Source organism: Pseudomonas sp. XP2, from assembly GCF_053557975.1.
Genome location: NZ_JBNRIK010000032.1, coordinates 44,908 through 66,205 on the forward strand (window position 1 = coordinate 44,908; position 21,298 = coordinate 66,205).

The 21,298-nt window shown below is 59.4% G+C and carries 25 protein-coding genes; 12 read left to right on the forward strand and 13 right to left on the reverse strand.

Going from position 1 to position 21,298, the window contains the following annotated elements; all coding sequences use genetic code 11:
- Positions 1–47 precede the first annotated feature (47 nt).
- Positions 48–1,121, reverse strand: a complete 1,074-nt coding sequence (locus tag ACK1VC_RS25505) for a M42 family peptidase (RefSeq protein WP_449118092.1) — start codon at positions 1,119–1,121, stop codon at positions 48–50.
- 32 nt (positions 1,122–1,153) lie between these two features.
- Positions 1,154–1,678: a hypothetical protein gene (locus tag ACK1VC_RS25510; RefSeq protein ID WP_232858863.1), complete on the reverse strand. Its 525-nt coding sequence runs from the start codon at positions 1,676–1,678 to the stop codon at positions 1,154–1,156.
- A gap of 196 nt (positions 1,679–1,874) precedes the next feature.
- Here ACK1VC_RS25510 and ACK1VC_RS25515 point away from each other — a divergent pair, with 196 nt between their 5' ends.
- Positions 1,875–2,732 carry an SDR family oxidoreductase gene (locus tag ACK1VC_RS25515; RefSeq protein WP_232858861.1) on the forward strand — a complete coding sequence of 286 codons (858 nt, stop codon included), beginning with the start codon at positions 1,875–1,877 and terminating at the stop codon, positions 2,730–2,732.
- A 52-nt stretch (positions 2,733–2,784) separates the two neighbouring features.
- Here ACK1VC_RS25515 and ACK1VC_RS25520 read toward each other — a convergent pair whose 3' ends face one another.
- The gene (locus ACK1VC_RS25520; RefSeq protein WP_012272624.1) at positions 2,785–2,946 is read right to left on the reverse strand and encodes a hypothetical protein; all 162 of its coding nucleotides are present in this window, start codon (positions 2,944–2,946) and stop codon (positions 2,785–2,787) included.
- A gap of 153 nt (positions 2,947–3,099) precedes the next feature.
- On the opposite strand from ACK1VC_RS25520, the gene ACK1VC_RS25525 reads away from it, so the two are divergent.
- The 7 genes from ACK1VC_RS25525 (at position 3,100) to ACK1VC_RS25555 (ending at position 6,748) form a co-directional block, all read left to right on the forward strand.
- A complete protein-coding gene (locus tag ACK1VC_RS25525; protein ID WP_084966253.1) occupies positions 3,100–3,603 on the forward strand; it encodes a CinA family protein in 504 nt (167 codons plus the stop codon).
- An 11-nt stretch (positions 3,604–3,614) separates the two neighbouring features.
- A complete protein-coding gene (locus tag ACK1VC_RS25530; protein WP_232858859.1) occupies positions 3,615–4,121 on the forward strand; it encodes a hypothetical protein in 507 nt (168 codons plus the stop codon).
- Positions 4,122–4,130: 9 nt separating this feature from the next.
- On the forward strand, positions 4,131–4,574 hold the full coding sequence (locus tag ACK1VC_RS25535) for a DUF421 domain-containing protein (protein WP_449118093.1): 444 nt from the start codon (positions 4,131–4,133) through the stop codon (positions 4,572–4,574).
- Positions 4,575–5,130: 556 nt separating this feature from the next.
- A complete protein-coding gene (locus tag ACK1VC_RS25540; RefSeq protein ID WP_449118094.1) occupies positions 5,131–5,565 on the forward strand; it encodes a trehalase-like domain-containing protein in 435 nt (144 codons plus the stop codon).
- Positions 5,510–5,863, forward strand: a complete 354-nt coding sequence (locus ACK1VC_RS25545; protein WP_449118095.1) for a hypothetical protein — start codon at positions 5,510–5,512, stop codon at positions 5,861–5,863. Before ACK1VC_RS25540 ends, ACK1VC_RS25545 begins: the two co-directional genes overlap by 56 nt.
- A 93-nt stretch (positions 5,864–5,956) precedes the next feature.
- Positions 5,957–6,421 (forward strand): hemerythrin domain-containing protein, encoded by a 465-nt coding sequence (locus tag ACK1VC_RS25550; RefSeq protein ID WP_232858855.1) that lies wholly within the window; start codon positions 5,957–5,959, stop codon positions 6,419–6,421.
- A 78-nt stretch (positions 6,422–6,499) separates the two neighbouring features.
- Positions 6,500–6,748 (forward strand): hypothetical protein, encoded by a 249-nt coding sequence (locus tag ACK1VC_RS25555; RefSeq protein WP_028698527.1) that lies wholly within the window; start codon positions 6,500–6,502, stop codon positions 6,746–6,748.
- Positions 6,749–6,840: 92 nt separating this feature from the next.
- Here ACK1VC_RS25555 and ACK1VC_RS25560 read toward each other — a convergent pair whose 3' ends face one another.
- From ACK1VC_RS25560 to ACK1VC_RS25570, 3 genes are all read right to left on the reverse strand, one after another.
- Positions 6,841–7,980 (reverse strand): glutathione-independent formaldehyde dehydrogenase, encoded by a 1,140-nt coding sequence (locus ACK1VC_RS25560; RefSeq protein ID WP_012272631.1) that lies wholly within the window; start codon positions 7,978–7,980, stop codon positions 6,841–6,843.
- Between the two features lie 180 nt (positions 7,981–8,160).
- Positions 8,161–8,958: an exodeoxyribonuclease III gene (xth, locus tag ACK1VC_RS25565; RefSeq protein ID WP_012272632.1), complete on the reverse strand. Its 798-nt coding sequence runs from the start codon at positions 8,956–8,958 to the stop codon at positions 8,161–8,163.
- On the reverse strand, positions 8,955–9,197 hold the full coding sequence (locus tag ACK1VC_RS25570; RefSeq protein ID WP_049278007.1) for a hypothetical protein: 243 nt from the start codon (positions 9,195–9,197) through the stop codon (positions 8,955–8,957). Before ACK1VC_RS25570 ends, xth begins: the two co-directional genes overlap by 4 nt.
- Before the next feature lie 166 nt (positions 9,198–9,363).
- Between ACK1VC_RS25570 and ACK1VC_RS25575 the strand changes: the two genes are divergently transcribed.
- Positions 9,364–9,903 (forward strand): type 1 glutamine amidotransferase domain-containing protein, encoded by a 540-nt coding sequence (locus tag ACK1VC_RS25575; protein ID WP_012272634.1) that lies wholly within the window; start codon positions 9,364–9,366, stop codon positions 9,901–9,903.
- 70 nt (positions 9,904–9,973) lie between these two features.
- Here ACK1VC_RS25575 and ACK1VC_RS25580 read toward each other — a convergent pair whose 3' ends face one another.
- The 6 genes from ACK1VC_RS25580 to ACK1VC_RS25605 form a co-directional block, all read right to left on the reverse strand.
- Positions 9,974–10,138, reverse strand: a complete 165-nt coding sequence (locus ACK1VC_RS25580; protein WP_232858851.1) for a DUF6021 family protein — start codon at positions 10,136–10,138, stop codon at positions 9,974–9,976.
- A gap of 273 nt (positions 10,139–10,411) precedes the next feature.
- Positions 10,412–10,642 (reverse strand): metallothionein, encoded by a 231-nt coding sequence (locus tag ACK1VC_RS25585; protein ID WP_232858850.1) that lies wholly within the window; start codon positions 10,640–10,642, stop codon positions 10,412–10,414.
- A gap of 186 nt (positions 10,643–10,828) precedes the next feature.
- Positions 10,829–11,935, reverse strand: a complete 1,107-nt coding sequence (locus ACK1VC_RS25590; RefSeq protein ID WP_232858926.1) for a carboxylate-amine ligase — start codon at positions 11,933–11,935, stop codon at positions 10,829–10,831.
- Between the two features lie 7 nt (positions 11,936–11,942).
- On the reverse strand, positions 11,943–12,896 hold the full coding sequence (locus ACK1VC_RS25595; RefSeq protein WP_232858849.1) for a methyltransferase: 954 nt from the start codon (positions 12,894–12,896) through the stop codon (positions 11,943–11,945).
- On the reverse strand, positions 12,896–14,221 hold the full coding sequence (locus ACK1VC_RS25600; RefSeq protein WP_232858845.1) for an iron-containing redox enzyme family protein: 1,326 nt from the start codon (positions 14,219–14,221) through the stop codon (positions 12,896–12,898). The genes ACK1VC_RS25595 and ACK1VC_RS25600 overlap by 1 nt, the downstream gene beginning before the upstream one ends.
- Positions 14,222–14,235: 14 nt before the next feature.
- Complete coding sequence (locus ACK1VC_RS25605) at positions 14,236–14,421, reverse strand: hypothetical protein (protein ID WP_232858844.1); 186 nt, start codon at positions 14,419–14,421, stop codon at positions 14,236–14,238.
- Between the two features lie 253 nt (positions 14,422–14,674).
- Here ACK1VC_RS25605 and ACK1VC_RS25610 point away from each other — a divergent pair, with 253 nt between their 5' ends.
- From ACK1VC_RS25610 to ACK1VC_RS25620, 3 genes are all read left to right on the forward strand, one after another.
- Positions 14,675–18,784 carry a CheR family methyltransferase gene (locus tag ACK1VC_RS25610; protein ID WP_449118096.1) on the forward strand — a complete coding sequence of 1,370 codons (4,110 nt, stop codon included), beginning with the start codon at positions 14,675–14,677 and terminating at the stop codon, positions 18,782–18,784.
- A 404-nt stretch (positions 18,785–19,188) separates the two neighbouring features.
- Positions 19,189–20,280 (forward strand): site-specific integrase, encoded by a 1,092-nt coding sequence (locus ACK1VC_RS25615; protein WP_232858843.1) that lies wholly within the window; start codon positions 19,189–19,191, stop codon positions 20,278–20,280.
- A gap of 69 nt (positions 20,281–20,349) precedes the next feature.
- Positions 20,350–20,796 carry a hypothetical protein gene (locus ACK1VC_RS25620; protein ID WP_449118097.1) on the forward strand — a complete coding sequence of 149 codons (447 nt, stop codon included), beginning with the start codon at positions 20,350–20,352 and terminating at the stop codon, positions 20,794–20,796.
- On the opposite strand, the gene ACK1VC_RS25625 is transcribed toward ACK1VC_RS25620, so the two are convergent.
- Positions 20,778–21,298: IS66 family transposase (locus tag ACK1VC_RS25625; RefSeq protein ID WP_449118098.1), on the reverse strand; the 521-nt coding region annotated here is incomplete at its 5' end. The genes ACK1VC_RS25620 and ACK1VC_RS25625 overlap by 19 nt on opposite strands.

Genomic DNA, 21,298 nt, shown 5'->3' on the forward strand with positions numbered 1-21,298 from the left:
GGTTTCTTCGCCTGTTCTAAGCTCAGGGCGCCCTACTCCAATGGCGTTCAGCCAGTTCTTGAAATGTCGGACAGATGGGCATCCAGCAGGAATTCGACCAGTGTTGCGGCGCAGGCTGTAGTCCCCTCCAGAAGCACCATTTCGAAGCCATGGGTATTCTCGGTCGGTATCGCAATGCAACCAGCCCGGGCATCCATCCCGGCGCTCATCACCGCGCTCGCATCCGACGCAAAATCGACGAGCAATGCCGACTGGGGCTTAAAGCCGGCCTTTCGGCCAGCGGCGATCAGGCCCTGCACCACGGTGCGGCCGTAGTATCCCTTCTGGTCGCCGGTATTGATGATCGGGTTGGCCGAAAGCTCCGTGCCATACTCCTCAAGTACAGCGCCGACCTCGACCGCGATTGTGGTGTCGCCGGGCAACCGGGAAGCTGCGTACATGGCGCCGGCATTCGACTCTTCCTCCAGCGTCGTAAGCACGAACCAAACGTCCTGCTTCAGCTTTTCTCGCCGTTCACTCAGCAGCTTCGCACAGAGAATGACAGCGCTCAGCGGAGCTCGGTCGTCGAGGAAGTGAGCGGCAATACAGTCATGTACCTTGAAGGGCTTACGCCAATGCTGACTGAGCACGACTCGAGTACCAGGCCGAACGCCCAGCTTCTGGAGCTCTGACTTGCTCTTGCGCGTGACGATGTAGACATCTTTCCACTGAACATTACCTGCCAGCACGTCTCTTCCATTCGAAGTTCGACCGCTGTTGTGCATTGAACCGTAGGACAAAACACCCGGCAGGATGTGTTCATCGCCCAGGATATCGACAGGGCAGACGCCGAAGCTTATCGGTTGCGAACCCCCTAGAGCGAGCACCTCCAGGGTGCCGTTCTCCAGCACATTTTTGACGATCATCGCGATCTCATCGAGGTGGGCCATAACGCGTATGGCTGCCTCGGGGGTACAAGCGCGGCCCCCACGAATCACCCCCACCACATTCTCAGCAGGGTCGACGTGCGTGTCATCACAGAATAGGCGCAGCTCGCGCAGACAAATGGCCCGTACTTCATCTTCTTGTCCGCCCGGCCCTCGGGCGTTGAGGAGCTCGGTCAGTAATGCCTCAGTCTTCAAAAACTTACCTCCATGTTTGCACGCAAACGCGTTCAGGCCAGCTGGATGTACACCGAGTAGCTACCCAATAGCACCCAGAACACCAAAAAGATCCACGGCGTCCGTAGCGAGAACAACAATGACTTTCGATGCCCTGTACGCGAGGTTTCCGCCTCGCAGAACAGCGGCGATTCGTCGTAAGCCAACCCCATCAACGGCTCGCTGCGCAGCAAGTGGCTCTGCTTGAGCTGCCAGTGTTCGATAATGTTGTACGCCGCCCGGATGCCAGGCCAGGCGTTGAGCGAGCTCAGTACCCCGAGCAAGGCGAGGAACGCGGGCACGATGAGGGTGAACATCTCGCCCCATCCTTGATTGAGGTTGCCCATGGAAGAGACGAAGGCGATAACCAGGAATGACTGCGCCGCCAGGTAGGCATCCGTGCGGTTGGCCAGGATGCTGGTTTCGTACTGGATCTCACACCGGTAAAAATCCAGACGCTCCTTGGGAGAGCCAAACATCCTGGCATTGTGTTCGCTGATCTCATGCTCAGGGGTCGTTGGGGTAATGATTCGAGGCACTCGCTACTCCGGGAATTGGGCTCCGAGCGACGAGATGAGCCTGGAGCTGAGTCCGGTAGAACAGGCGACGGGGCATGGAATTCAATTGGATTCATATCCCGCACCGCTCGTCGTACCAACCGCAGATTGAAACCAACACGCGGAGGCAGGGCCTTTCGAACCGGTATGAACGTTCTCAACTGCAGGAGCTTCTACCATGCGAGACTTCCCTACCCCGCCCTTCCCTTCGCAGCCTCAAGATGTCCCCGGCTCACAGCGCAAGATGGAGCCCTACCCGGATTGTGGAGAGCAGTCGTATACCGGCCACAATCGACTCGAAGGCAAGGTTGCACTCATCACCGGAGCAGACAGCGGCATCGGGCGTGCAGTAGCGATTGCCTATGCCCGTGAAGGGGCCGATGTCGCCATCGCTTATCTGAATGAGCATGAAGATGCCCAAGAAACCGCGCGCTGGGTTGAGTCCGCGGGCCGTCAATGCCTGCTGTTGCCCGGAGACCTGGCGCAGAAAAAGCACTGCTACGACATCGTCGACAAGACCGTTAGCCAGTTCGGGCGTATCGACATCCTGGTCAACAACGCGGCGTTCCAGATGTCCCACGAGACCCTGGAAGAAATCGACGATGACGAATGGGTGAAGACCTTCGATACCAACATCACCGCGATCTTTAGGATTTGCCAGGCGGCTCTGCCTTCCATGCCCAAGGGAAGCTCGATCATCAATACGAGCTCGGTCAATTCCGACGATCCATCCCCCAGCCTGCTGGCCTATGCCACGACCAAGGGGGCCATTGCCAACTTCACTGCTGGCTTGGCTCAGTTGCTAGCCAAGAAAGGCATCAGGGTCAACAGCGTCGCGCCAGGCCCTATCTGGACGCCTTTGATTCCGGCAACCATGCCGGACGAGGCCGTCCAGAACTTTGGTTCCAGCTACCCGATGGGTCGCCCGGGTCAACCGGTGGAGGTCGCGCCGATCTACGTGCTGCTGGGCTCCGACGAGGCCAGCTACATCAGTGGCTCACGTTACGCAGTGACTGGCGGTAAACCGATCCTTTAGCGAAAAGAGGCTCGCCAAGTTGGCGAGCCTCAAACCCTTTTCGTGGGCAGTTTCAGCGTTTTTGCTGATCGTGATCACGGGCCGTTTTTTGCGCCGTGGAGTCGTGGTCTGTCCCCGTTGATCCATCCGGACGATGAGCATCGTTATCTCGCTCCTCTTCCCCATGCGGCTTCGTCTGCGCACCTGCCTTTTGCCTATCGCTCTCCTTCTTCATCTTGCTCTCCTACCCGTGCCTTTGAGTAAAAGAAGCCAATGTACGAGGCAAAGTTCAGGTCAGGTTCACGCCTCGAGATAGCCGGGCGTTAGATTCGATGAACCAAATACCCCAGCATCGCGTCCACCGCAAAACAAGCGAGTCGACTCTGAAATGGAAAACGACCCTGTACTGGCCGCCCTTGGATATCTCAAAAACAACAAACTGATTTTGAGTACAGCAGAATCGTGCACTGCAGGCTGCCTTGTGGCTTTATTGGCGGCGGTACCGGGTACCGGAGAGGTGCTGGAAAGCGGCTACGTCGTCTACTCACCCAGCGCCAAGAAACGCCTGCTGGGGGTCAGCGCCGAAACCATCGAACGATACGGCCTGACCAGCGAAGCAGTAGCTTGGGAAATGGCCTTGGGCGCCTTGAGAGACAGCGATGCGAATGTTGTGATCGCCACCACCGGAGTAGCCGGGCCGGCGCCAGAGTCCGGGATACCCCCGGGGACGATGTGCTTCGCGTGGGCTTTCGCCGGCGAGCCAATTGCCGTTTTCACGCGCACTCAACGTTTCTTCGGCGAGCGGTCTGAGGTCATGCGCCAAGGTGCCCTGTTCGGGTTGACCCGGCTTTCCCACTATCACCAGCGCTGGCTACGCGGTGAGCGCGCCTGAGGGGTGTGATCATGTCGGAAGATGAACTGCTATCCAGGCGTCATCCTGTTCAAGAAGACATGCCGATGCAGCAGCGTGTTTGGCGCTTCGAGCGCGTGGGGTGGTACGTGCTTGTGGCCATCGTATTGCTTGCCTTGGCAGGCCTGTTCGGTAATGGCCCATTGAGCGATGCGGAGGTGGTGAGCCAGGATGGACGGGTACGGGTTGAGTACCAGCGCCTCAGTCGAAGCGGCACGACAGACAGCATTTTCATCACCGTTCAGGGTATCCCTGGTCAGCCCGTGGAGGTGCAACTCGAGGGATCATTGCTCCGGGACGCCAGTATTGAGACGTTGCAACCGGAGCCACAACAGTCGATGTCGCATGGCCAGGCCATGCTGTTCCAATTGGGTACTAAGCAAGATGGGATCGCCACCTTGTACTTGACCCTTCGAAGTGAGCACGTGGGGACGCTGGGGGGCAGCGTCAGGGCTGGCCCTGAAAGCGTCGTTCACTTCTCCACATTCCTTTACCCCTAGGAGTGCGTCATGGATTCGATCCTCCGCGCAGCCGGGATGTACGTCGCCCTTATGCTGCTGTTTCGCGTAGCCGGGCGGCGCTCACTGGCCGACCTGACGACCTTTGACTTCGTCTTGCTGCTTATCATCGGGGAAGCCACCCAGCAGGCGCTTCTGGGTGACGACTTCTCATTCATCAATGCCATGCTGGTGATTGCCACACTGATCGTTCTGGACGTCGGCCTTTCACTCGCGAAGCTGAACTCCAAGCCCTTGGCCAGGTTTTTGGATGGGCACGCTACCCTGGTGGTTGAAAATGGGCGCTTCCTGCATCACCGCATGCGTCGGGCACGACTCACGGAGGACGATATCCTTGAGTCAGCGCGGGACAGCCAAGGCATCGAGAACATTGAGCAGGTCAAGTTCGCCATCGTCGAACGCAATGGAAAGATTTCGATCATTCCTGCCGAGTAAGGCACGAGTCTCCACCTCTTGGAGCCAGGCCTTTTAGAGTGCCAATATCGCCTGGCTATGGTCTATGGTAGGGATGGGCATCAATTCGCGCCGAGAGACCAGCCAGGCCCGCATGCGCTCGGTATCAAAAATCTGACCCTCTTCCATCATCACCAGAATGAGCGCTTGGGACATTCGGTAACAGCCGCATTGAGAGCAGTGTCGCTCTTCCCAGTCACCGGTGCATTCGACGGAGTCAGCTTGCCCCGCGCAAATCAGACAACTCATGTAAGCCCCCTTTTGTTCTTGTTCCCTGCAGGGTAAATGCGAGGGACGAAGCTCCCTTATGTCTCGCTTTACATGAGATATCCATGCCAATCCTAAATTCCCTCTATTTGCGCAGCGCTCACATAAGACGAACCAGACGCCAGATAGCCATGTCGGAATCAGAACACGTGATCTCGAAGGCATACTGATGGAAAGAGAACCGGTAGAAGCTCAACAGGGTGCCCCTCAGCGAGATGAGGGTGGATGGTTGCCCCTGGAGCAGTATGGTGCACTCGGCGATGGACGTTCCGTGGCACTGATTGGCCTGGACGGTTCCATCGACTGGTGGTGTGTGCCGCACATGGATTCACCGCCCCTATTCGACAAGCTGCTGGCCCCTGAAACAGGAGGCTTCTTTTCCATTACCCCTAGCGAGCCCTTCGTTGCTGAGCGCCGCTACCTGCCAGGCAGCAACGTCCTTGAGACAATCTTCATTACCAGTCAGGGTCGTGCCCGGCTGACGGAATCCTTGAACAGTGGCCCTGCTGGACGCCTGCCTTGGGCCGAACTTGGCAGACGCATCGAAGGTATCGAGGGTAAGGTCGACTTAGACATCGCTATCGACTTCGGAACCCAAGCCGACACGGTAAGCCCCTACGTGGCGCCGAATGACAATGCCTGTGTTTTTCATGCGGGTCGAATACCCCAGCAAGAAACGTCTACGCAGCACGCTGGAAACCATTGACCATGATCTGGGAGCCGGCGCTTTCCATTATCGCTACACCGATGCACAGGAAGAGGAAGGTTGCTTCTTAGCCTGCACATTCTGGTTAATCGAAGCCTGGGCCATTCTGGGTAACCAGGAGCGCGCCGAAGCCGCCTATGCAGATGCTTTGGAAGGGCTGTCACACGGTGTAGGCATCTACTCGGAGATGATCGATCCGCAGACGGGACACTATCTGGGCAACCTTCCGCAGGGCCTGACTCACCTGGCAGCCCTCAAAGCCGCAATGGCCATCGGGGGCTGCCATCCTGAACGATGAGGCCAGTCATCATCTGCGTTGAACCGTCTCGCTTGGCGGCTACTCAACCACAGGCAAGTTCTCCATTCTTTCAATCCGTGATGAGGTAACGCCATGAACGCTATCGACTTGCTGATTCAAGACCACAAGCTGGTAAAGAAGCTGCTTGAGGAGCTATCTACCACCACCGAAAGGGCTGTGAAAAAACGCGCTGAACTGCTGCACCGCATCGAGCAAGAGCTGCAGATACACACCGCGCTCGAAGAAGAAATTCTCTACCCGGCCATCAAGGAAGCGGGAGGCAAGGAAGAAGCGAAGATGTACTACGAGGCCAAGGAAGAACACCGGACTGTTGACGCCCTCGTCCTACCCGACCTTCTGCATACCGAAACCGGCACCGTCGAATTCGCCGGGCGGGTCAAGGTCATGAAAGAGTTGTTGGAGCATCACATCGAGGAAGAAGAAGGCGAGCTCTTCCCCACGGCGAAAAAACTGCTCAGCAAGGACGCCCTCGAGGAGCTGGGGCGAACGATGGAAATGCAGAAAAAGATGCTCAAGGGCGAGCAGCGAGCGGCTTAGTCGAGCGATCACCTGCCAGCGCTCAGGACGCTGGCAGGTGATCAGCTTCAGATACCCCATCATCAGTTGGAAGGTTTCATGGAATATTGGATTGGATTACTTGAATGGCCCGCCATGGTGATGACCGTACTGGCAGCCTGGTGCATTGGTTCGCGCCGTCCGGGTAGAAGGAAGATAGGGTTCTGCTGCTTCATCGCAAGCAACGTGCTGTGGGCTGTGTGGGGCTGGCAAGCACATGCCTGGGCTCTGATCATCCTGCAGTTCTGCCTCTGCGCCATGAATCTGCGAGGGTGGCGCAAGAACACGCAACTGGAAATTGCCGGGTGATAATGCCCTGACAACCCGGTGAGGGCTAGCTTCTAAAACAGGCAGGTTGTCCCTCTCGCCAAGCTTCCTTCCCTGGAAGCAGTGAGAGCGAATCAAGCCGCAGGCTTCAGCACCACTTTCGTCCAGCCATCATCCCGCGCATCGAAGTGTTTATAGGCCTCGGGGCCTTCGGCCAGTTTCAAACGATGGGAAATAATCTGCGAGGGCTTGGCGCGCCCATGATGGATGAGCTCTGCCAGGCGGCGATTATAGGCCTTCACATTCGCCTGGCCTGTCCGGATCTGTTGGCCCTTGAACCAGAACGCACCGAAGTCGAAGGCCATCTTGCCCTCCTTCGCCAGTTCGTTTTTCGCTCCAGGATCTTCTGGAACGAACACCCCAACCACGCCTATGCCGCCTGTGGCCTTGGTGGAAGCGACAAGGTTGTTCATGGTGAGGTAGTTCGCTTCATGGCCATGCTTGTCGCAACACTGGTAACCCACGCACTCACAGCCCCGGTCAGTACCTTTGCCATGGGTCAGGTTCATGATCTCTTCCACGGCCTTCTGCTCGACTGCATTGATAGGGGTTGCGCCAAGCTGCGCGGCGAGTTGCAGGCGATCCGGTTGGTTGTCGATGACAAACACCTGGGACGCGCCTTTGATGATTGCCGAATGGGCCGCCATCAGGCCGACAGGCCCTGCGCCGTAAATCGCAATGCTTTCACCCGGCAGCAAACCGGCAAGCTCTGTTGCATGCCAGCCTGTAGGGAAGATATCCGAGAGCATGACATAGTCATCCTCACGCTCCTGGGCATCTTCCGGCAGTACCAGGCAGTTGAAATCCGCATAGGGCACACGCAGCAGCTCGGCCTGCCCGCCCTGATACGGGCCCATCTCGGCAAAACCGTAAGCAGCGCCCGCAGCACCAGGATTCGCTGTAAGGCAGAATCCAGTGAGGCCTTTCTCACAGTTCTCACAGAACCCGCAGCCGATATTGAAAGGTAGACAGACTCGGTCACCGACTTTGACCCGGTCGACCCCTGCCCCTACCTCGATTACCTCACCGAGATTTTCGTGACCAAAAACTCTCCCGGCTTCGAACGAGGTTCGGCCCTCGTACATGTGCAAATCAGAACCGCAGATGTTGGTCGTGGTAATGCGTACCAGCACGTCCGTAGGCTTTTCAATTTTTGCGTCCGGTACATCCTTCACCGCGACGTCACGTGGGCCGTTGTACACGATTGCTTTCATGCTGAACTCCCGATAATCAGGGGCGATTGAAATGCGCCCTACTCTGTTCAGGTGAACGCAGCGTCCGTACGTTCAGCGTGTTAACTGTAGAGGCAGACCGGTGGCGCTAATTGCTGTCGCTCCCATCGGAACAGGAATCGTGAGCAATGAGGTTGGAAGCGAGGGATTGCGCCCTGACAGCTAGCGTTGCTGTCGGCGCCCGCCCAACTGGATCCAGACCGGCGCATGATCACTGGCCTTGGCTTCGTTGCGCACCCAGGCATCCACGCCCGCCCCCTTCAGATAAGGGCTGAGACCCGGGTTGAGCAGCAGGTGATCGATACGAAGCCCGGCATTACGCGCCCAGTGATTGCGAAAATAGTCCCAGAACGTGTAAATGCGCTGCTCGGGATACAGGTGACGGACAGCATCGACCCAGCCCTGGGCCAGCAACGCTTCAAAACACGCCCGCGACTCAGGCTGCAACAGCGCGTCCTTGAGCCATGAGCGCGGGCTATAGATGTCCAGATCGGTCGGCACAACATTGAAATCCCCTGCTAACACCGTAGGATGTCTGCTGACATGCAGTGTTTGGGCGTGCTTGATCAGGCACTCGAACCAGCGCAGTTTGTAATCGAACTTCGGGCCGGGTTGCGGGTTGCCATTGGGCAAGTACAAACAGCCCACCAGCACGCCGTGCACCGCAGCTTCCAGATAGCGGCTTTGCTGATCGTCCTGCATGCCAGGCAGCCCACGACGTACCTCCAACGGCTCGCTATCACGCGCCAGGATAGCCACGCCGTTCCATGAGGGTTGCCCCTGGTAAAGGCAACCATAACCTGCCGCTTCGATGGCCTCGCGAGGAAACTGCTGATTGGCCGCCTTTAGTTCCTGCAAGCAGGCAATGTCCGGCTGCTCCCGTTCCAGCCAGGCCAACAGTGCGGGCAGCCGGCTGCGGATACCATTGATATTGAAGGTGGCGATCTTCAGCGCTTTCATGCGTCAGGGTCATTCACGTGGGCCTGCACGGCATCTTCCAGTGCCCTGATATGTGCTTGGTCGGCCAGTGACTTCAGCGCCAGCCAGTCATCCCAGTCAATGGCACCATCGTCCCTGAGCGCCTCAGCCGTGCGCACCAGCTCATGGTGGTAGGCGTCCGGCGATTCACTCCGGTAACTGATGTCGTCGTACTGCGCGTACCAGGCTTCAAGTTCAGGAATGCTGCGTTCGATGCTCATGACGGCCGCCTCGTTCTATTCCTGCAAGTGAGAACCCAACCGCCTTGGAATGTTCAACCGCAATGGTCAGCCGGTCAGCACCCCTACCGCTGAAGTATTGCATTGGAACTTCCAACCCCGTCCGGGACGTCCCACATCCACACCTGACGAAAACGGAGATTGAACGATGAGTGCAAAATTGAGTGGCAAGCGGGTAGCCTTTCTGGTCACCGATGGCTTCGAACAAGTCGAGTTGACGGGGCCTCGTGAAGCCTTGCAGAAAAACGGGGCCGTGGTCGACATCCTGAGTGACAAGGAAGGCACTGTCCGCGGCTGGAACCATGACAAGCCGGCCGACGAATTTGCGGTAGACGCGACGTTCGACAGCGCCCTCCTCGATCTTTACGATGCCATCGTGCTACCGGGCGGGGTACAAAATTCCGACACTATTCGCCTGATACCTGGCGCCCAGAAACTGGTGAAAAGCCACAACTCGGCCAGCAAGCCACTGGCGGTAATCTGCCACGGCGCCTGGCTGCTGGTATCGAGTGGATTGGCCAAGGGCAAACGCATGACCAGCTTCAAGACGTTGCAGGATGATATCCGAAATGCAGGTGGCCACTGGGTAGATGAAGAGGTGGTGGTGGACGGCAATCTGATCACCAGCCGCAAGCCGGATGATATCCCCGCCTTCAACGAGCAGTTGATCAGAGCCCTTGCTGGTTAGTTTGCTGACCGTGGGCGAGCAAACACCTCAACCTCCTGTTCTGCTCAGGCAGGGTTCAAGGTAGGCAAGCTCACGGTTTCTTCTCCACGTCCCTGGGCGCTTTCGCCGGGCCTTGTGGGTCCATCTGAGGGTCGCTCAGGTCTGGAGAGTCCGGGTCGAACCCCAGGTCCTGATCAGTCGTTGCATGATCGGAAGAATGGGGGCCTTTCTGCCGCTGATCGTCGGGTTTGTTCATTTTTTGGTCTCCGAAGTGTGATGTATTCACCGTCACAGTCTGGCCGCTATCTGAATAGGCTGTTCATAAAATACCTCGGTAAAATGTTGGCGTCCGGTGGAGAATTGCAACACCGGTAAAGTTGCTTTTTTGCATGCCATCCACTCGTCAATCCTGCACTGACGCAGGAGACGCTGGCCAACCGTGACATGAACCAGATGCGTGACAGGTGAGCTTGCACATGATCTCAACGACGTCCCGCCTCCCCCGTCTTACATCTCAAAGCAACGGGCCTCACGGCGAAATCGGATCACTGGCCGGGAAGGTTTCATCCAACGCATTATCGACGCTGCTCTCCTTCGGCTGACTCAACTGGCCGCATTTGCAGTCGTTCATACGACAAGGCTCCCCATTGCGGTGCCCCGTCCCACACGCTTCGCAGCAATAGGCCTTGCCATCCTGGAGCACGGCATTGGCATCCACGGTGCATGAACAGTGGTTGCAGGAACAGCGTTGCTCGCTCATCACAGTCTCTCCTGTCATCTTCTTCGCGCACCACTTCGTCACTCCACGGCTCGCCGGCCAGTGGCGCTAGATGGGTCCCTGACCCTCTGGGGTATCCGGGGCCGTACTGAAACTGACTGCGCAGGGCCGCGAAGGTTTATCCGGATTTCCCGGTCGGGCCATCAGGGCAGCGGCTTGCCACCGGCCCTAACGATGGTCGTTCATCACCTGCCCGGCCACTGCGCGCAACGCCTGGCGGTTATCCAGGCCCTGTTCACGGGCCAGTGCGAAGGCTTCGCGCTGGCGATCGGCACTGCTGCCCTCTCGCAGGATGTGCCGGGCCTGAATGAATGAACGCTCGGCATCAAAGGTGTCAGCCGGACACTGCTGCTGCAGCTGTGTCAACCAGCCCTCGGCGCTGACCGGCTGTTGCTCGTGGACACCGATGAAGGTTGCCAGGCGGCCCTGACGCAGGGCGCGCCAGTAGTTTTCCTGGGTGACCCAGCGCAACTCGCGGCTGGCGGGGTCATCGTGGCGGGCCAGCGCCTGCTCGACGAGGTGGCGAAACAGGCCTGCGACAGCCAGGGCATCCTCCAGCCGCGGGCAGCCATCGCAGATACGCAGCTCGACCGTTGGAAAACGCCGCGAGGGCCTGATCGCCCACCAGAAGTCGCCGTTCTCGGCCAGGCTGCCGGTGCGTTGTAGCAATGCCCGGTATCGCTGGTACGCGCTCCAGTCCGGCAGCGGCTCTGGCAGCCCCATGTGCGGCCATTCCCCGCACACTGCGCGGCGATAGCTCATGTAGCCGGTATCCTCACCTCCCCAATACGCAGACGAGGTACTGAGCGCCAACAACAAGGGCAGCCAGCACAGCACCCGATTGATCACCCGCATGCGATCAATGCCCACCGGTACACCGACGTGCACGTGCAGGCCATTCAACAGGCTGCGCCGCGCCACCAGTTGGTAATCGTTGAACAACTGGCGATAGTGCGGGGTGCCACGTGGGCGCTGGCGCAGCCACTGGGCGCTTGGGTGGCTCGCCGCGCCGTACAAGCCGGCGCCCTCGCCGGCCAGCGCCTGGGCCAGGCGCTGACGCCGCTCGCCAAAGAAATCACGCGCTTGGTCTAGTGCGTCGAATACGGGCGAAGCGACCTCTATCTGGCTGTGGAACATTTCCTCGGCAAACCACGGGCCCAGTGCATCCCGACAACAGCGGGCCACTGCTGCTGACGGAGCAGACATGACCTGCCCGCTGGCCAGCTTCACCAGCAGGTATTCTTCCTCGATGCCAAACGTACACTGCCGAGCCACGACGCTATCAGCCACGACGGGTGACGGTCAGGGCCACTGCGGCAATGCGCTCGACTCGCTCGTAACCGGGTTCAAGCAACTGCTCACCGAATACGTCTGGGTCCAGCTCGCGATAGAACCAACTGACCCCAGGCCCCGCCAGGCGCAACCGCATGGCTTCGAGCAACGCGTCGCGCCCCTCGACGATGGCGACACCGGTGTACAGCAGCAACGTACCCCCGGGCGACAGGCGCTCACGGGCTTGCTCGACGATGCGCAGCGACAGCTCGGCACCCAGTGCGCCGCCGCCATGGCGGTAGGCGCGCTGGCCGGCGTCGAGCATGTACGGCGGGTTGGCGACGATCAGGTCGAATGTACCCGCGATATCATCGAGCAGGTCACTGCGCTCTACCGAAACATTCGCCACACCGGCCAAGGCAGCATTGATGGCAGTATGGCGCAAGGCCATGGGGTTGATGTCCACCGCGCAGACCTGCGCATGCTGCACGGCGCGCGCGATCAGCAATGCCCCGACACCACTGCCGCAGCCTATGTCGACGGCATGCTGCACGCGCTCGGGCGTGCTGCTAAGGTGATCGTGGATCAACTGGGCGAACCGGTAGCTGTCCGGGCCAAAGAACACGGCATCGCGGCTGTTCGTAGGCCAGGCGGAATGCACCAACAGCAGATCGTCTAGGCTGGACCAGCGCACGTTGCTGCGCCACAGCGCCCCTTGAGCCTCCAGCACGCCAGCGAGGCTAAGTTGCTCCAGTTCGTCGGGGCTGAGCAGTGAAGCGGCGAACGGCCTACTCCAGCCGAACACATCACGCAAGGTACGCGCCTGCTGCGCCTCGGCTCGGGCATTGACCGTGGCTTGAGTCGCCGGCGTCACGCAGGTGAAACGATAGCCGTCGGCACGCAAGCGGTTCCCCAATTGCAGCAAGGCCTCATCGGCGCGAATCTGGTCTTGGTCGAGTAGCATCAATGAAGCCCTCCGTGCATCAAACCGGTGGTCTGGATGAACGCACGCGTGGCGTGCAGGCCCTGAGGGGTGGCGTGCCGATTGCCGGCCATTGCATCGATCAGGGTCGGTATGTCCGATAACTGGGACGCGATGGAGACATCATTGTCCAGTTGCAAGGCGTGCTCCCACTGCCCTGGCGGCACCCGACGAATTCCCGCGCCTTGCCAGGAGCCGGCGATCCAGTCATGCCAAAGCTGCTTTTCATAAGCATCGAACACACCGAACATGGCCGCGACCGGGCCCTCGATCAGCGACCAGAAGCGGCTTTGCTTAGGATCGCTGTCACGCTTGATCCAGCCTTGGGCCTGTAATGCTTCAAGAAACCCGGGCATTGCGCCGGGCTCAGCTAGCCACTGGTTGATGGTGCGTCCTTGCAGGCGACAGCGGTCCGAATGCATGCACTGCCCGTAGATGCGCTTGCGTTCCAAGGTACCTAGCAACTCGGCCTGCAAGTCGAACGAAGCAATCAATGAGGGCGTGTCGCCCCCCAGGTCATTGAGCCGGTAACCGTGCCTCACGCGCTCATAGAACGCCGGCCCCTGATCGCGCACTAGCTCGGTGACGCTTTCCACAGCGCGTCGCGCATGGCCGCTGGCGGCATTGTCGATGGTCACATGCAGCTGGAAGTAATAGGCGTCGATACCCAGCTCGGCCAGCTCATGGGTGGTGATCAGCAGGTGCAAAGGCGGTTGCTCGTAACCCAGGTTGTAACCGATTACTTCCGGCAAGAATTGCTGGCAGTTCTGCCCCAGAGCCATTTGCAGCGTGCCCTGCAGGTAACGAGCGGGGTCAAGCGGCCGCTCCTGCGAGCAACCCAGACGGCTGAGCAAGCGCTGGTAGATCAACACGTGATTGCAGCGTGGGTCGCCGTCCCCGAGCTCTTCCAGGAAGGTGCGGATCAGCCCGTGGAATCGCGGGTCCTGCCAGTGCCACAGGGCCCCGTGAAGCCAGGCGCCGTCAACCGCCTTGGTCGGCGCGACTTGCTGCAGGAACCACAAGGCGTGGGAACGGTTGGCAAAATAACGACGCGCCCCGCCCTGACGCCGGTGCTCCAGATAGGCCGCATGCGCTTTGGCGACACAACCTGCATGGGCATCGGCCCATTGAGGGAGTAGCCTCGGGTTATCTGGCAGATCGTCGCAAAGAAGACGGGCATGGCGCAATTGCTCCGTCAACCAGCCCTCACTGGTCGGCTCAGGGCCCTCAAGTAGCGCCCGATAGCGATGTTCCAGTCCTGCGCTGGCCTTTTGGGTCGCGGTACCTGCCTGTGTCATTGCCACCATGCCTTGTACCTCGCTCAGGGATTCTGCGGTTTGGTCTCAGGTGATGGAGTAGTTGCGGGAGGAGTGGGTTGCTGCATCTGAAGCGAGGGTTTACTTGGGTCAGCATCCTTCGCCGGGTGATCCTTGTCGCGGTCGAAGCAACCTCCGAGCAGCGAGAAACTGGCAGTCAACAGCAGCACGACAAACAGGTTGTTTTTCATCTGATGGGCTCTCGTTTTCGTCAAGACCTACATCAACGAGTCCGACCGGTTGCCGTGAATTCGTTCTGATTCCGACATAGCGGATGAGCGGTGACCGATACGCCGGTAAACCGCTGAGCGTCAGGCCCACTAACAACCAGCGGCACTTGGCCCATCGAGGGCTGTCTACCTTTAACCCTGCTCGTCGTCTGAAGGATGTCGGGCCTATAATCGCTGCCTAAGCTCACTCCCGGTTCGCACAAGGCTCGTGCCCATGAAATCGTCCAGCAAGACTTCCCTCGCCTCGCCGCACAACCCTGCGCTCAGCCCCAGCCATCTGGACTTTCCAGTGGTGGGCATCGGGGCATCGGCCGGCGGGCTGGAGGCGGTGCAGGCGTTTTTCCAGCACGCCCCCGAAAACTGCGGCATGGCGTTCGTCGTGGTGCTGCACTTGTCGCCGGATCACCAGAGCCAGGCCGACCGCTTGATCCAGCGCGTCACGCGCATGCCGGTGTGCCAGGTAAGCGAGGCAGTACCGATCGAGCGTGACCACGTCTATGTCATTTCGCCGGCCAACCGCCTGTCCACCAACGACGGCTACCTGCGGGTCAGCCCGGCCAGACGCAGCCGCGGCGACCACGTCGCCATCGACCTGTTCTTCCGCGACCTTGCCGACGTGCACAAGGACCATGCGTTCTGCGTGATCCTTTCGGGCAGCGGTAGCGATGGTGCAGTGGGCCTGTCGCGCATCAAGGAACAAGGTGGCGTGACCCTCGTGCAGTCGCCCGATGACGCCCAGTACCCCGACATGCCCAAGGCCGCCATCGCCACTGGCATGGTCGACCTGATCCTGCCGGTAACCGAGATCCCGGGCAAGCTGCTGGAACTGTGGCGCTCGGCACAGAAGGTGAAACTTCCGGAAATAGAGGATGACAGCCTGCCCCCGCCCCTGGGCGAACGTTCAGGCGACCCAGCCCAATCCGACCCGCTGCTCGACGACATCCTCACCCGCCTGCATGCCGGTACCGGCCACGATTTCCAGCACTACAAGCGCGCGACGATCCTGCGCCGACTTGAACGGCGCCTGCATGTCACCGCACAGACCGACCTGGCCGGTTACCGCGATTACCTTGAGCGGCATCCTGAGGAATGCCGTGCATTGCTGGCTGACATGTTGATAGGGGTCACCAATTTCTTCCGGGACCGCGAAGCTTTCGAAGCATTGCAGCAGCATGTGATGCCGGGCCTTGCCAACGACGACAGCGAAGATCTTCAGCGCGAAGTACGCATCTGGTCGGCAGGTTGTTCATCCGGCGAGGAAGCCTACAGCCTGGCGATGATGGCGACCGAACAATTGGCAATGGAGCAGCGCAGTGCCAAAGTCCAAGTGTTCGCCACAGACCTCGACGAACGCGCGATCAATGTCGGCCGGCTAGGCGTCTATCCCGATGCCATCGCCACCGATGTGCCCACGGCCAGGTTGCGTCAGTTTTTCATCAAGGAAGACCAGCATTACCGGGTACGCAAGGACATTCGCGAAAAAGTCCTGTTCGCCCGACATAAGTTGTTGTCCGATCCTCCGTTCTCACAGTTGGACCTGGTGGTCTGCCGTAATCTGCTCATCTACCTGGATCGGGAAGTGCAACGGGAAATATTGCGCCTGTTCCACTTCGCCCTGCGCAAAGGGGGTTATTTGTTCCTGGGCAGTTCGGAATCGGCGGACGTGGCTGCCGACCTGTTTATTGCCGTAGACAAGCACCATCGCATCTTCCGGGCTCGGGAAGTGGAGCCGGCGCGCCGCCCGGGGCGGCTTCATACGCCCGACACGCAAGCCATACGCGCTAAACCCAAACCCCTGCGCAAGCTGTCCTATGCTGAAATCCATCACCGTGCATTGTCCAGACGCACACCGCCCAGCCTGATCGTCGATGGTGATGGCAACATTTTGCACATGAGTGATGGCGTCGGCCGATTCCTACGCCACGCTGGTGGCGAAGTCAGCCCCAGCCTGCTGAACCTGGTACTCACACCGCTGCGCCCTGCCCTGCGCAGTAGCTTGTTGCAGGCTCATAACACCGGCCAGCCGGTCAGCTCGGGCGCCGTGATCACCACCATCGACGATCAGCGCGTCGAAGTCCAGGTACAGGTCCTGCCTCACCAGGACGAACCCAGTGGCAGCGAATGCCTGCTGGTGACGTTCCAGGTTCGCGAAGCTGATCCCCAGAGCCTGCCTGCTATCCAGCAAACCGAAGGCATGGTGTTGAACACCTTGGAGCGGGAACTGCAGCGGACCCGTCAGCAGTTACAGGAAACCATCGAGCAGTCGGATATCTCCAGCCAGGAGCTGATGGCCTCGAACGAAGAAATGCAAGCGATCAACGAGGAATTGCGCCTGGCCAGCGAAGAGCTGGAAACCAGCAAGGAAGAGCTGCAATCCATCAACGAAGAACTGCTGACGGTCAACTACGAGCTCAAGACCAAGGTTGATGAAACCGACAAGATAAACGACTACCTGAGCAATCTGATCGCCTCCACCCAGATCGCCACCGTGTTCGTCGACCGCAACTTGCACATTCGCTGGTTCACGCCCGGGGCCACCGCCATTTTCAGCATACTGCCGGTCGACACCGGCCGCTCACTGCTCGACATCACCCATCGCCTGGAGTATCCGGGGCTGGCAGACGATGCGCGCGCGGTGATCGAGCGCGAAACCACGATCGAGCGTGAAGTCATCGGGCAGGACCAACATTGGTACTTGGCACGTCTGCTACCGTACCGGGCCAGTGAGCAGAACGTTAACGGCACGGTGCTAACGTTCATCGACATCACCGAGAGTCGTGCGGCCGAGGAACGGTTGCGCCAGGGTGAAGAGCGCATGCGCCTGGTTGCCGAGAGCACCCATGACTTCGCCATCATCCTGCTTGACGAACAAGGCCTGATCATCGACTGGAACACCGGCGCTGCGCTGGTATTCGGCTACGCCAAGGATGAAGTCATCGGCCAGCATTATGCGCTGATCTTCACCGAGCAAGACCGCGAAAATGACGAGCCGGCGCGTGAGCTGCGCGCTGCCCGTCTGCATGGCCGCGGCCAGGACGAACGCTGGCATGTGCGCAAGGGCGGCAGCCGCTTCTATTGCAGTGGCGAAGTCTCGCGTCTCAAGGGCAGCAGCTTGCGGGGTTACGTGAAGATCGCCCGTGACCTGACCGGCCACAAGCGCTTGCAGGACGAACAAAGCAAGCGCCTGGCCGAGTCGCAAAGCTCCAGCCATATGAAGGACGAGTTCTTCGCGGTGATGTCCCACGAGCTCAAGCACCCGCTGAACCTGATCCAGCTCAATGCCGATATCTTGCGACGCATACCATCGGTAACAAGCACCGGCATGGCGAGCAAAGCGGTCAACGTCATTCGCGAAGCAGTCACCAGCCAGGCACGCATCATCGATGACTTGCTTGATGTGGCGCGCATCCGTACGGGCAAGCTCAAGCTGAAGACCCAACCCGTCGATTTGTGTGCCGTGCTGCAAGGTATCTACGCTGTAGCCTGCAATCAACAGCGCGGCCGCAGTGTTCGGCTGACGCTGCCGGCCGATGGCGAGCCGGTCTTTGTGGAGGCCGACAGCACACGTGTCGAGCAGATCATCTGGAACCTGTTGAACAACGCACTGAAGTTCAGCCCCGCCGATGGCGGTATTCTGTTGAAACTTACTCGGCAGGATGAGCAGGCACGACTTGAGGTCATTGATCAGGGCATAGGCCTCGCCGAAGAATCCCTGGAAGGCATTTTTGAGTTGTTCAACCAGGCTACACCCACCGGCCATGGGCGTGAGGGGCTGGGTATTGGCCTTTCCCTGGTCCGTCAACTGGTAGAAGCCCACGGCGGAGCGGTCAGCGTAGAGTCTCCCGGAATAGGCCAGGGTTGTACTTTCGTCATCACATTGCCTTTGTGCGTGTACACACAGCAACCCCAGGTTCAGGGCGAAGCGCTGCCATCAGAAGGTCGGCTGACAGGGGTTCGCATACTGCTGGTGGATGACTCGCTCGACGTGCTGGAAGTGATGGAACAATTGCTGTTGATGGAGGATGCCGACGTCGACGCCTACAGCGACCCGAAACTGGCGCTGCAATCGGCAGCAGATGCGCGTTACGACGTGATCATTTCCGACATCGGCATGCCTGGCATGGATGGCCATGCACTGATCCGGGCGCTACGTGGCCTGGAACATCTGCGCTACATCCCTGCCATCGCTTTGACTGGCTATGGGGCAAGCGCTGACCAACACAAGTCTCGCCAGTCCGGTTTTGACCGTCACTTAAACAAGCCCGTGGGTTATGACGACCTGATTGACGCGATCGAGCGCCTGAATGGCTCAGCGTCGGTCTGAGGACGGTTAAAGCGTATGACTGGGAGTACTGCAAGGTTGCTGCATAGGGCTGTCTGGTAGGCAGGGTGCAAGTCGCCCGGGCTGACTTGGAGAGCTGTCAGGAATCGCCAGTCTCGATCGCGCATTCTGCGCCGCACCGTCAGTGGTTTCTGCTCAGCCGTCAGCTCTTTTATCCTCGCAGTGACCAGAAACGACGTGACGTAAGCTGTCACTACTCTAGATTTAGCAATGTGCCTCCAATCAATTTGGCACCTCCTCAGAATGACGACCGCCAACAGTAGCTTCACAAGCTGCTAAATCCGTACCCTTACAATCTGCACTGGGGTATATTGGGTCTGATAAGCCACAGGTTATCCGAACCTATTGCAGCGTTGAGCGAGATGAAATTGACAGAGCCGGTACAGATGCCCCCCTCCCAGCCGCTGGTGCTCGCAGAGTTGGCCGACAGCACCCGCGCCGCCGCAGAGGCATTCATCGCGGCAGGCACTGCGGCCAATACCGTGCGCAGCTACCAGAGCGCCCTCACCTACTGGTCCGCGTGGTTGCGGTTGCGTTATCGCCGCTCGCTCGGCGACGGCGCGTTGCCACCCGAGGTCGCCGTGCAATTCATCGTCGACCACTTGGCCAGGCCCGATACTGCTGGTAACTGGACACACTTGCTGCCGTCGGCCGTCGATGCCGCGCTGGTGGAAGCCAAGATCAAGGGCAAGCTCGGGCCACTGTCGTTCAACACAGTTAGCCATCGCTTGGCAGTTCTGGCTAAATGGCATCGCCTGCGAAACTGGGATAACCCAAGTGAGGCTCCTGCGGTGAAGACGCTTCTTCGAGAGGCACGTAAGGCCCAGGCGCGCCAAGGCGTATCCGTGCGGAAGAAAACCGCAGTGGTGTTGGAGCCTCTGCAGGCGATGCTCGCCACCTGCACTGACGGCGTGCGTGGCATGCGCGATCGCGCCCTGCTGTTGCTGGCTTGGAGCGGCGGTGGCAGACGCCGCTCGGAAATCGTGGGGTTGCAGATCGAAGACCTTCGCCGTCTGGACGCCGACACGTGGCTATATGCACTTGGGGCAACCAAAACCGAAAGTAGCGGCATGCGGCGAGAAAAGCCGCTGCAGGGACCGGCGGCTCAAGCGCTGAACGCCTGGCTCGCTGTAGCACCGGCCAGTAAGGGTCCGTTGTTTCGTCGCTTGTACAAAGGGGGGCGGGTCGCGGCTGCTGGTCTGTCCGGTGACCAGATCGCGCGCATTGTCAAACGTCGCGCGGCACTGGCAGGCCTCGACGGTGACTGGGCGGCGCACAGCCTCCGCTCGGGCTTCGTCACCGAGGCCGGACGCCAAGGCGTGCCGCTTGGCGAGGTGATGGCGATGACCGAGCACCGTAGCGTCAGCACCGTGATGGGTTATTTCCAGGCGGGGTCCTTACTGGGAAGTCGTGCTAGTCAGTTATTGACCTCTTCACCACCGCAGAAGGACAGCTCTGACGAGGTCGAGGACGGCTAACCCATGTCCCTGGATTTTCCCTTGCCCCTGCTCTTAATATCGCGCTCCCCTACTACACAGGGAAGGTCCATGCAAATTGCGGTCGGTATCACGGTCATGCTGGTTTTGACCACTGTCTTTGTCCTGCTCGGCCTAGCTGAAGCTAATCATATGCTGGTCTTCGGCTTGCTCCTCGCAGTTTTTTCGGCGCTAGTCATCATCGGCTTGGCCGCCACGGCAAAAATTCAGGCCATGCGGGCGACTTTCGTGCCAACGCCAGCGATCGCTGAGAACAAGTCATCCACCTTCACCAACACCACCGCCCTGCAGCACTATGCAAGCCCCGAGCATCGAGAACTGGCCTCGCTCCGTCAGGACCTGCGCGCATTGCAGGACGAGCATGCCAGTACGGCGTTTCAGCTAGCCTCCCTGAAAACCCACATGCGCCTGTGCTTCGACAACATTCGTTACCACGAGGAAATTACCCGTAAGCGTCCGCCCAACTCACCTTGCGTAAGTCAGGCCGGCACCCACTGATGCGGCAGCAATTGCCCGATCTCACTGGCCCGCTGTGTCGGCAACCGCGTCAACACATCCTTGAGATAGGCATACGGATCATGCCCATTCATGCGCGCCGACTGGATCAGGCTCATGATCGCCGCGGCCCGTTTGCCACTGCGCAGCGACCCGGCAAACAACCAGTTCGAGCGTCCGAGCGCCCATGGCCGTATCTGGTTCTCCACCTGATTGTTGTCGATAGGCACAGCCCCATCGTCCAGGTAGCGCGTCAGCGCTACCCAGCGTTTCAGGCTGTAATCGAGGGCTTTGGCCGTGGCTGATCCGTTCGGCACCAGATCGCGCTGGGCCAACATCCAGTCATGCAGTGTTTTGCTGATCGGTACCGCCATTTCCTGACGTATTCGCCAACGGTCTTCGTTGCTCATATCCCGAGCCTGGCGTTCAACCTCGTACAAACCGCCAATCGAGTGCAGCGCCTGTTCGGCCAGCTGACTTTTGTTCGCGACATGCAGGTCGAAGA

Coding starts and splice junctions, on each gene's coding strand:
- ACK1VC_RS25595 (WP_232858849.1), bottom strand. CDS start 12,896: ATGCTACTCGACCAAGACCAGATTCGCGCCGATGAGGCCTTGCTGCAA.
- ACK1VC_RS25535 (WP_449118093.1), top strand. CDS start 4,131: ATGGATTCGATCCTCCGCGCAGCCGGGATGTACGTCGCCCTTATGCTG.
- ACK1VC_RS25525 (WP_084966253.1), top strand. CDS start 3,100: ATGGAAAACGACCCTGTACTGGCCGCCCTTGGATATCTCAAAAACAAC.
- ACK1VC_RS25600 (WP_232858845.1), bottom strand. CDS start 14,221: ATGGTGGCAATGACACAGGCAGGTACCGCGACCCAAAAGGCCAGCGCA.
- ACK1VC_RS25520 (WP_012272624.1), bottom strand. CDS start 2,946: ATGAAGAAGGAGAGCGATAGGCAAAAGGCAGGTGCGCAGACGAAGCCG.
- ACK1VC_RS25570 (WP_049278007.1), bottom strand. CDS start 9,197: ATGAGCATCGAACGCAGCATTCCTGAACTTGAAGCCTGGTACGCGCAG.
- ACK1VC_RS25555 (WP_028698527.1), top strand. CDS start 6,500: ATGGAATATTGGATTGGATTACTTGAATGGCCCGCCATGGTGATGACC.
- ACK1VC_RS25545 (WP_449118095.1), top strand. CDS start 5,510: ATGCGGGTCGAATACCCCAGCAAGAAACGTCTACGCAGCACGCTGGAA.
- ACK1VC_RS25620 (WP_449118097.1), top strand. CDS start 20,350: ATGCAAATTGCGGTCGGTATCACGGTCATGCTGGTTTTGACCACTGTC.
- ACK1VC_RS25560 (WP_012272631.1), bottom strand. CDS start 7,980: ATGAAAGCAATCGTGTACAACGGCCCACGTGACGTCGCGGTGAAGGAT.
- ACK1VC_RS25580 (WP_232858851.1), bottom strand. CDS start 10,138: ATGAACAAACCCGACGATCAGCGGCAGAAAGGCCCCCATTCTTCCGAT.
- xth (WP_012272632.1), bottom strand. CDS start 8,958: ATGAAAGCGCTGAAGATCGCCACCTTCAATATCAATGGTATCCGCAGC.
- ACK1VC_RS25605 (WP_232858844.1), bottom strand. CDS start 14,421: ATGAAAAACAACCTGTTTGTCGTGCTGCTGTTGACTGCCAGTTTCTCG.
- ACK1VC_RS25575 (WP_012272634.1), top strand. CDS start 9,364: ATGAGTGCAAAATTGAGTGGCAAGCGGGTAGCCTTTCTGGTCACCGAT.
- ACK1VC_RS25585 (WP_232858850.1), bottom strand. CDS start 10,642: ATGAGCGAGCAACGCTGTTCCTGCAACCACTGTTCATGCACCGTGGAT.
- ACK1VC_RS25615 (WP_232858843.1), top strand. CDS start 19,189: ATGCCCCCCTCCCAGCCGCTGGTGCTCGCAGAGTTGGCCGACAGCACC.
- ACK1VC_RS25550 (WP_232858855.1), top strand. CDS start 5,957: ATGAACGCTATCGACTTGCTGATTCAAGACCACAAGCTGGTAAAGAAG.
- ACK1VC_RS25515 (WP_232858861.1), top strand. CDS start 1,875: ATGCGAGACTTCCCTACCCCGCCCTTCCCTTCGCAGCCTCAAGATGTC.
- ACK1VC_RS25610 (WP_449118096.1), top strand. CDS start 14,675: ATGAAATCGTCCAGCAAGACTTCCCTCGCCTCGCCGCACAACCCTGCG.
- ACK1VC_RS25530 (WP_232858859.1), top strand. CDS start 3,615: ATGTCGGAAGATGAACTGCTATCCAGGCGTCATCCTGTTCAAGAAGAC.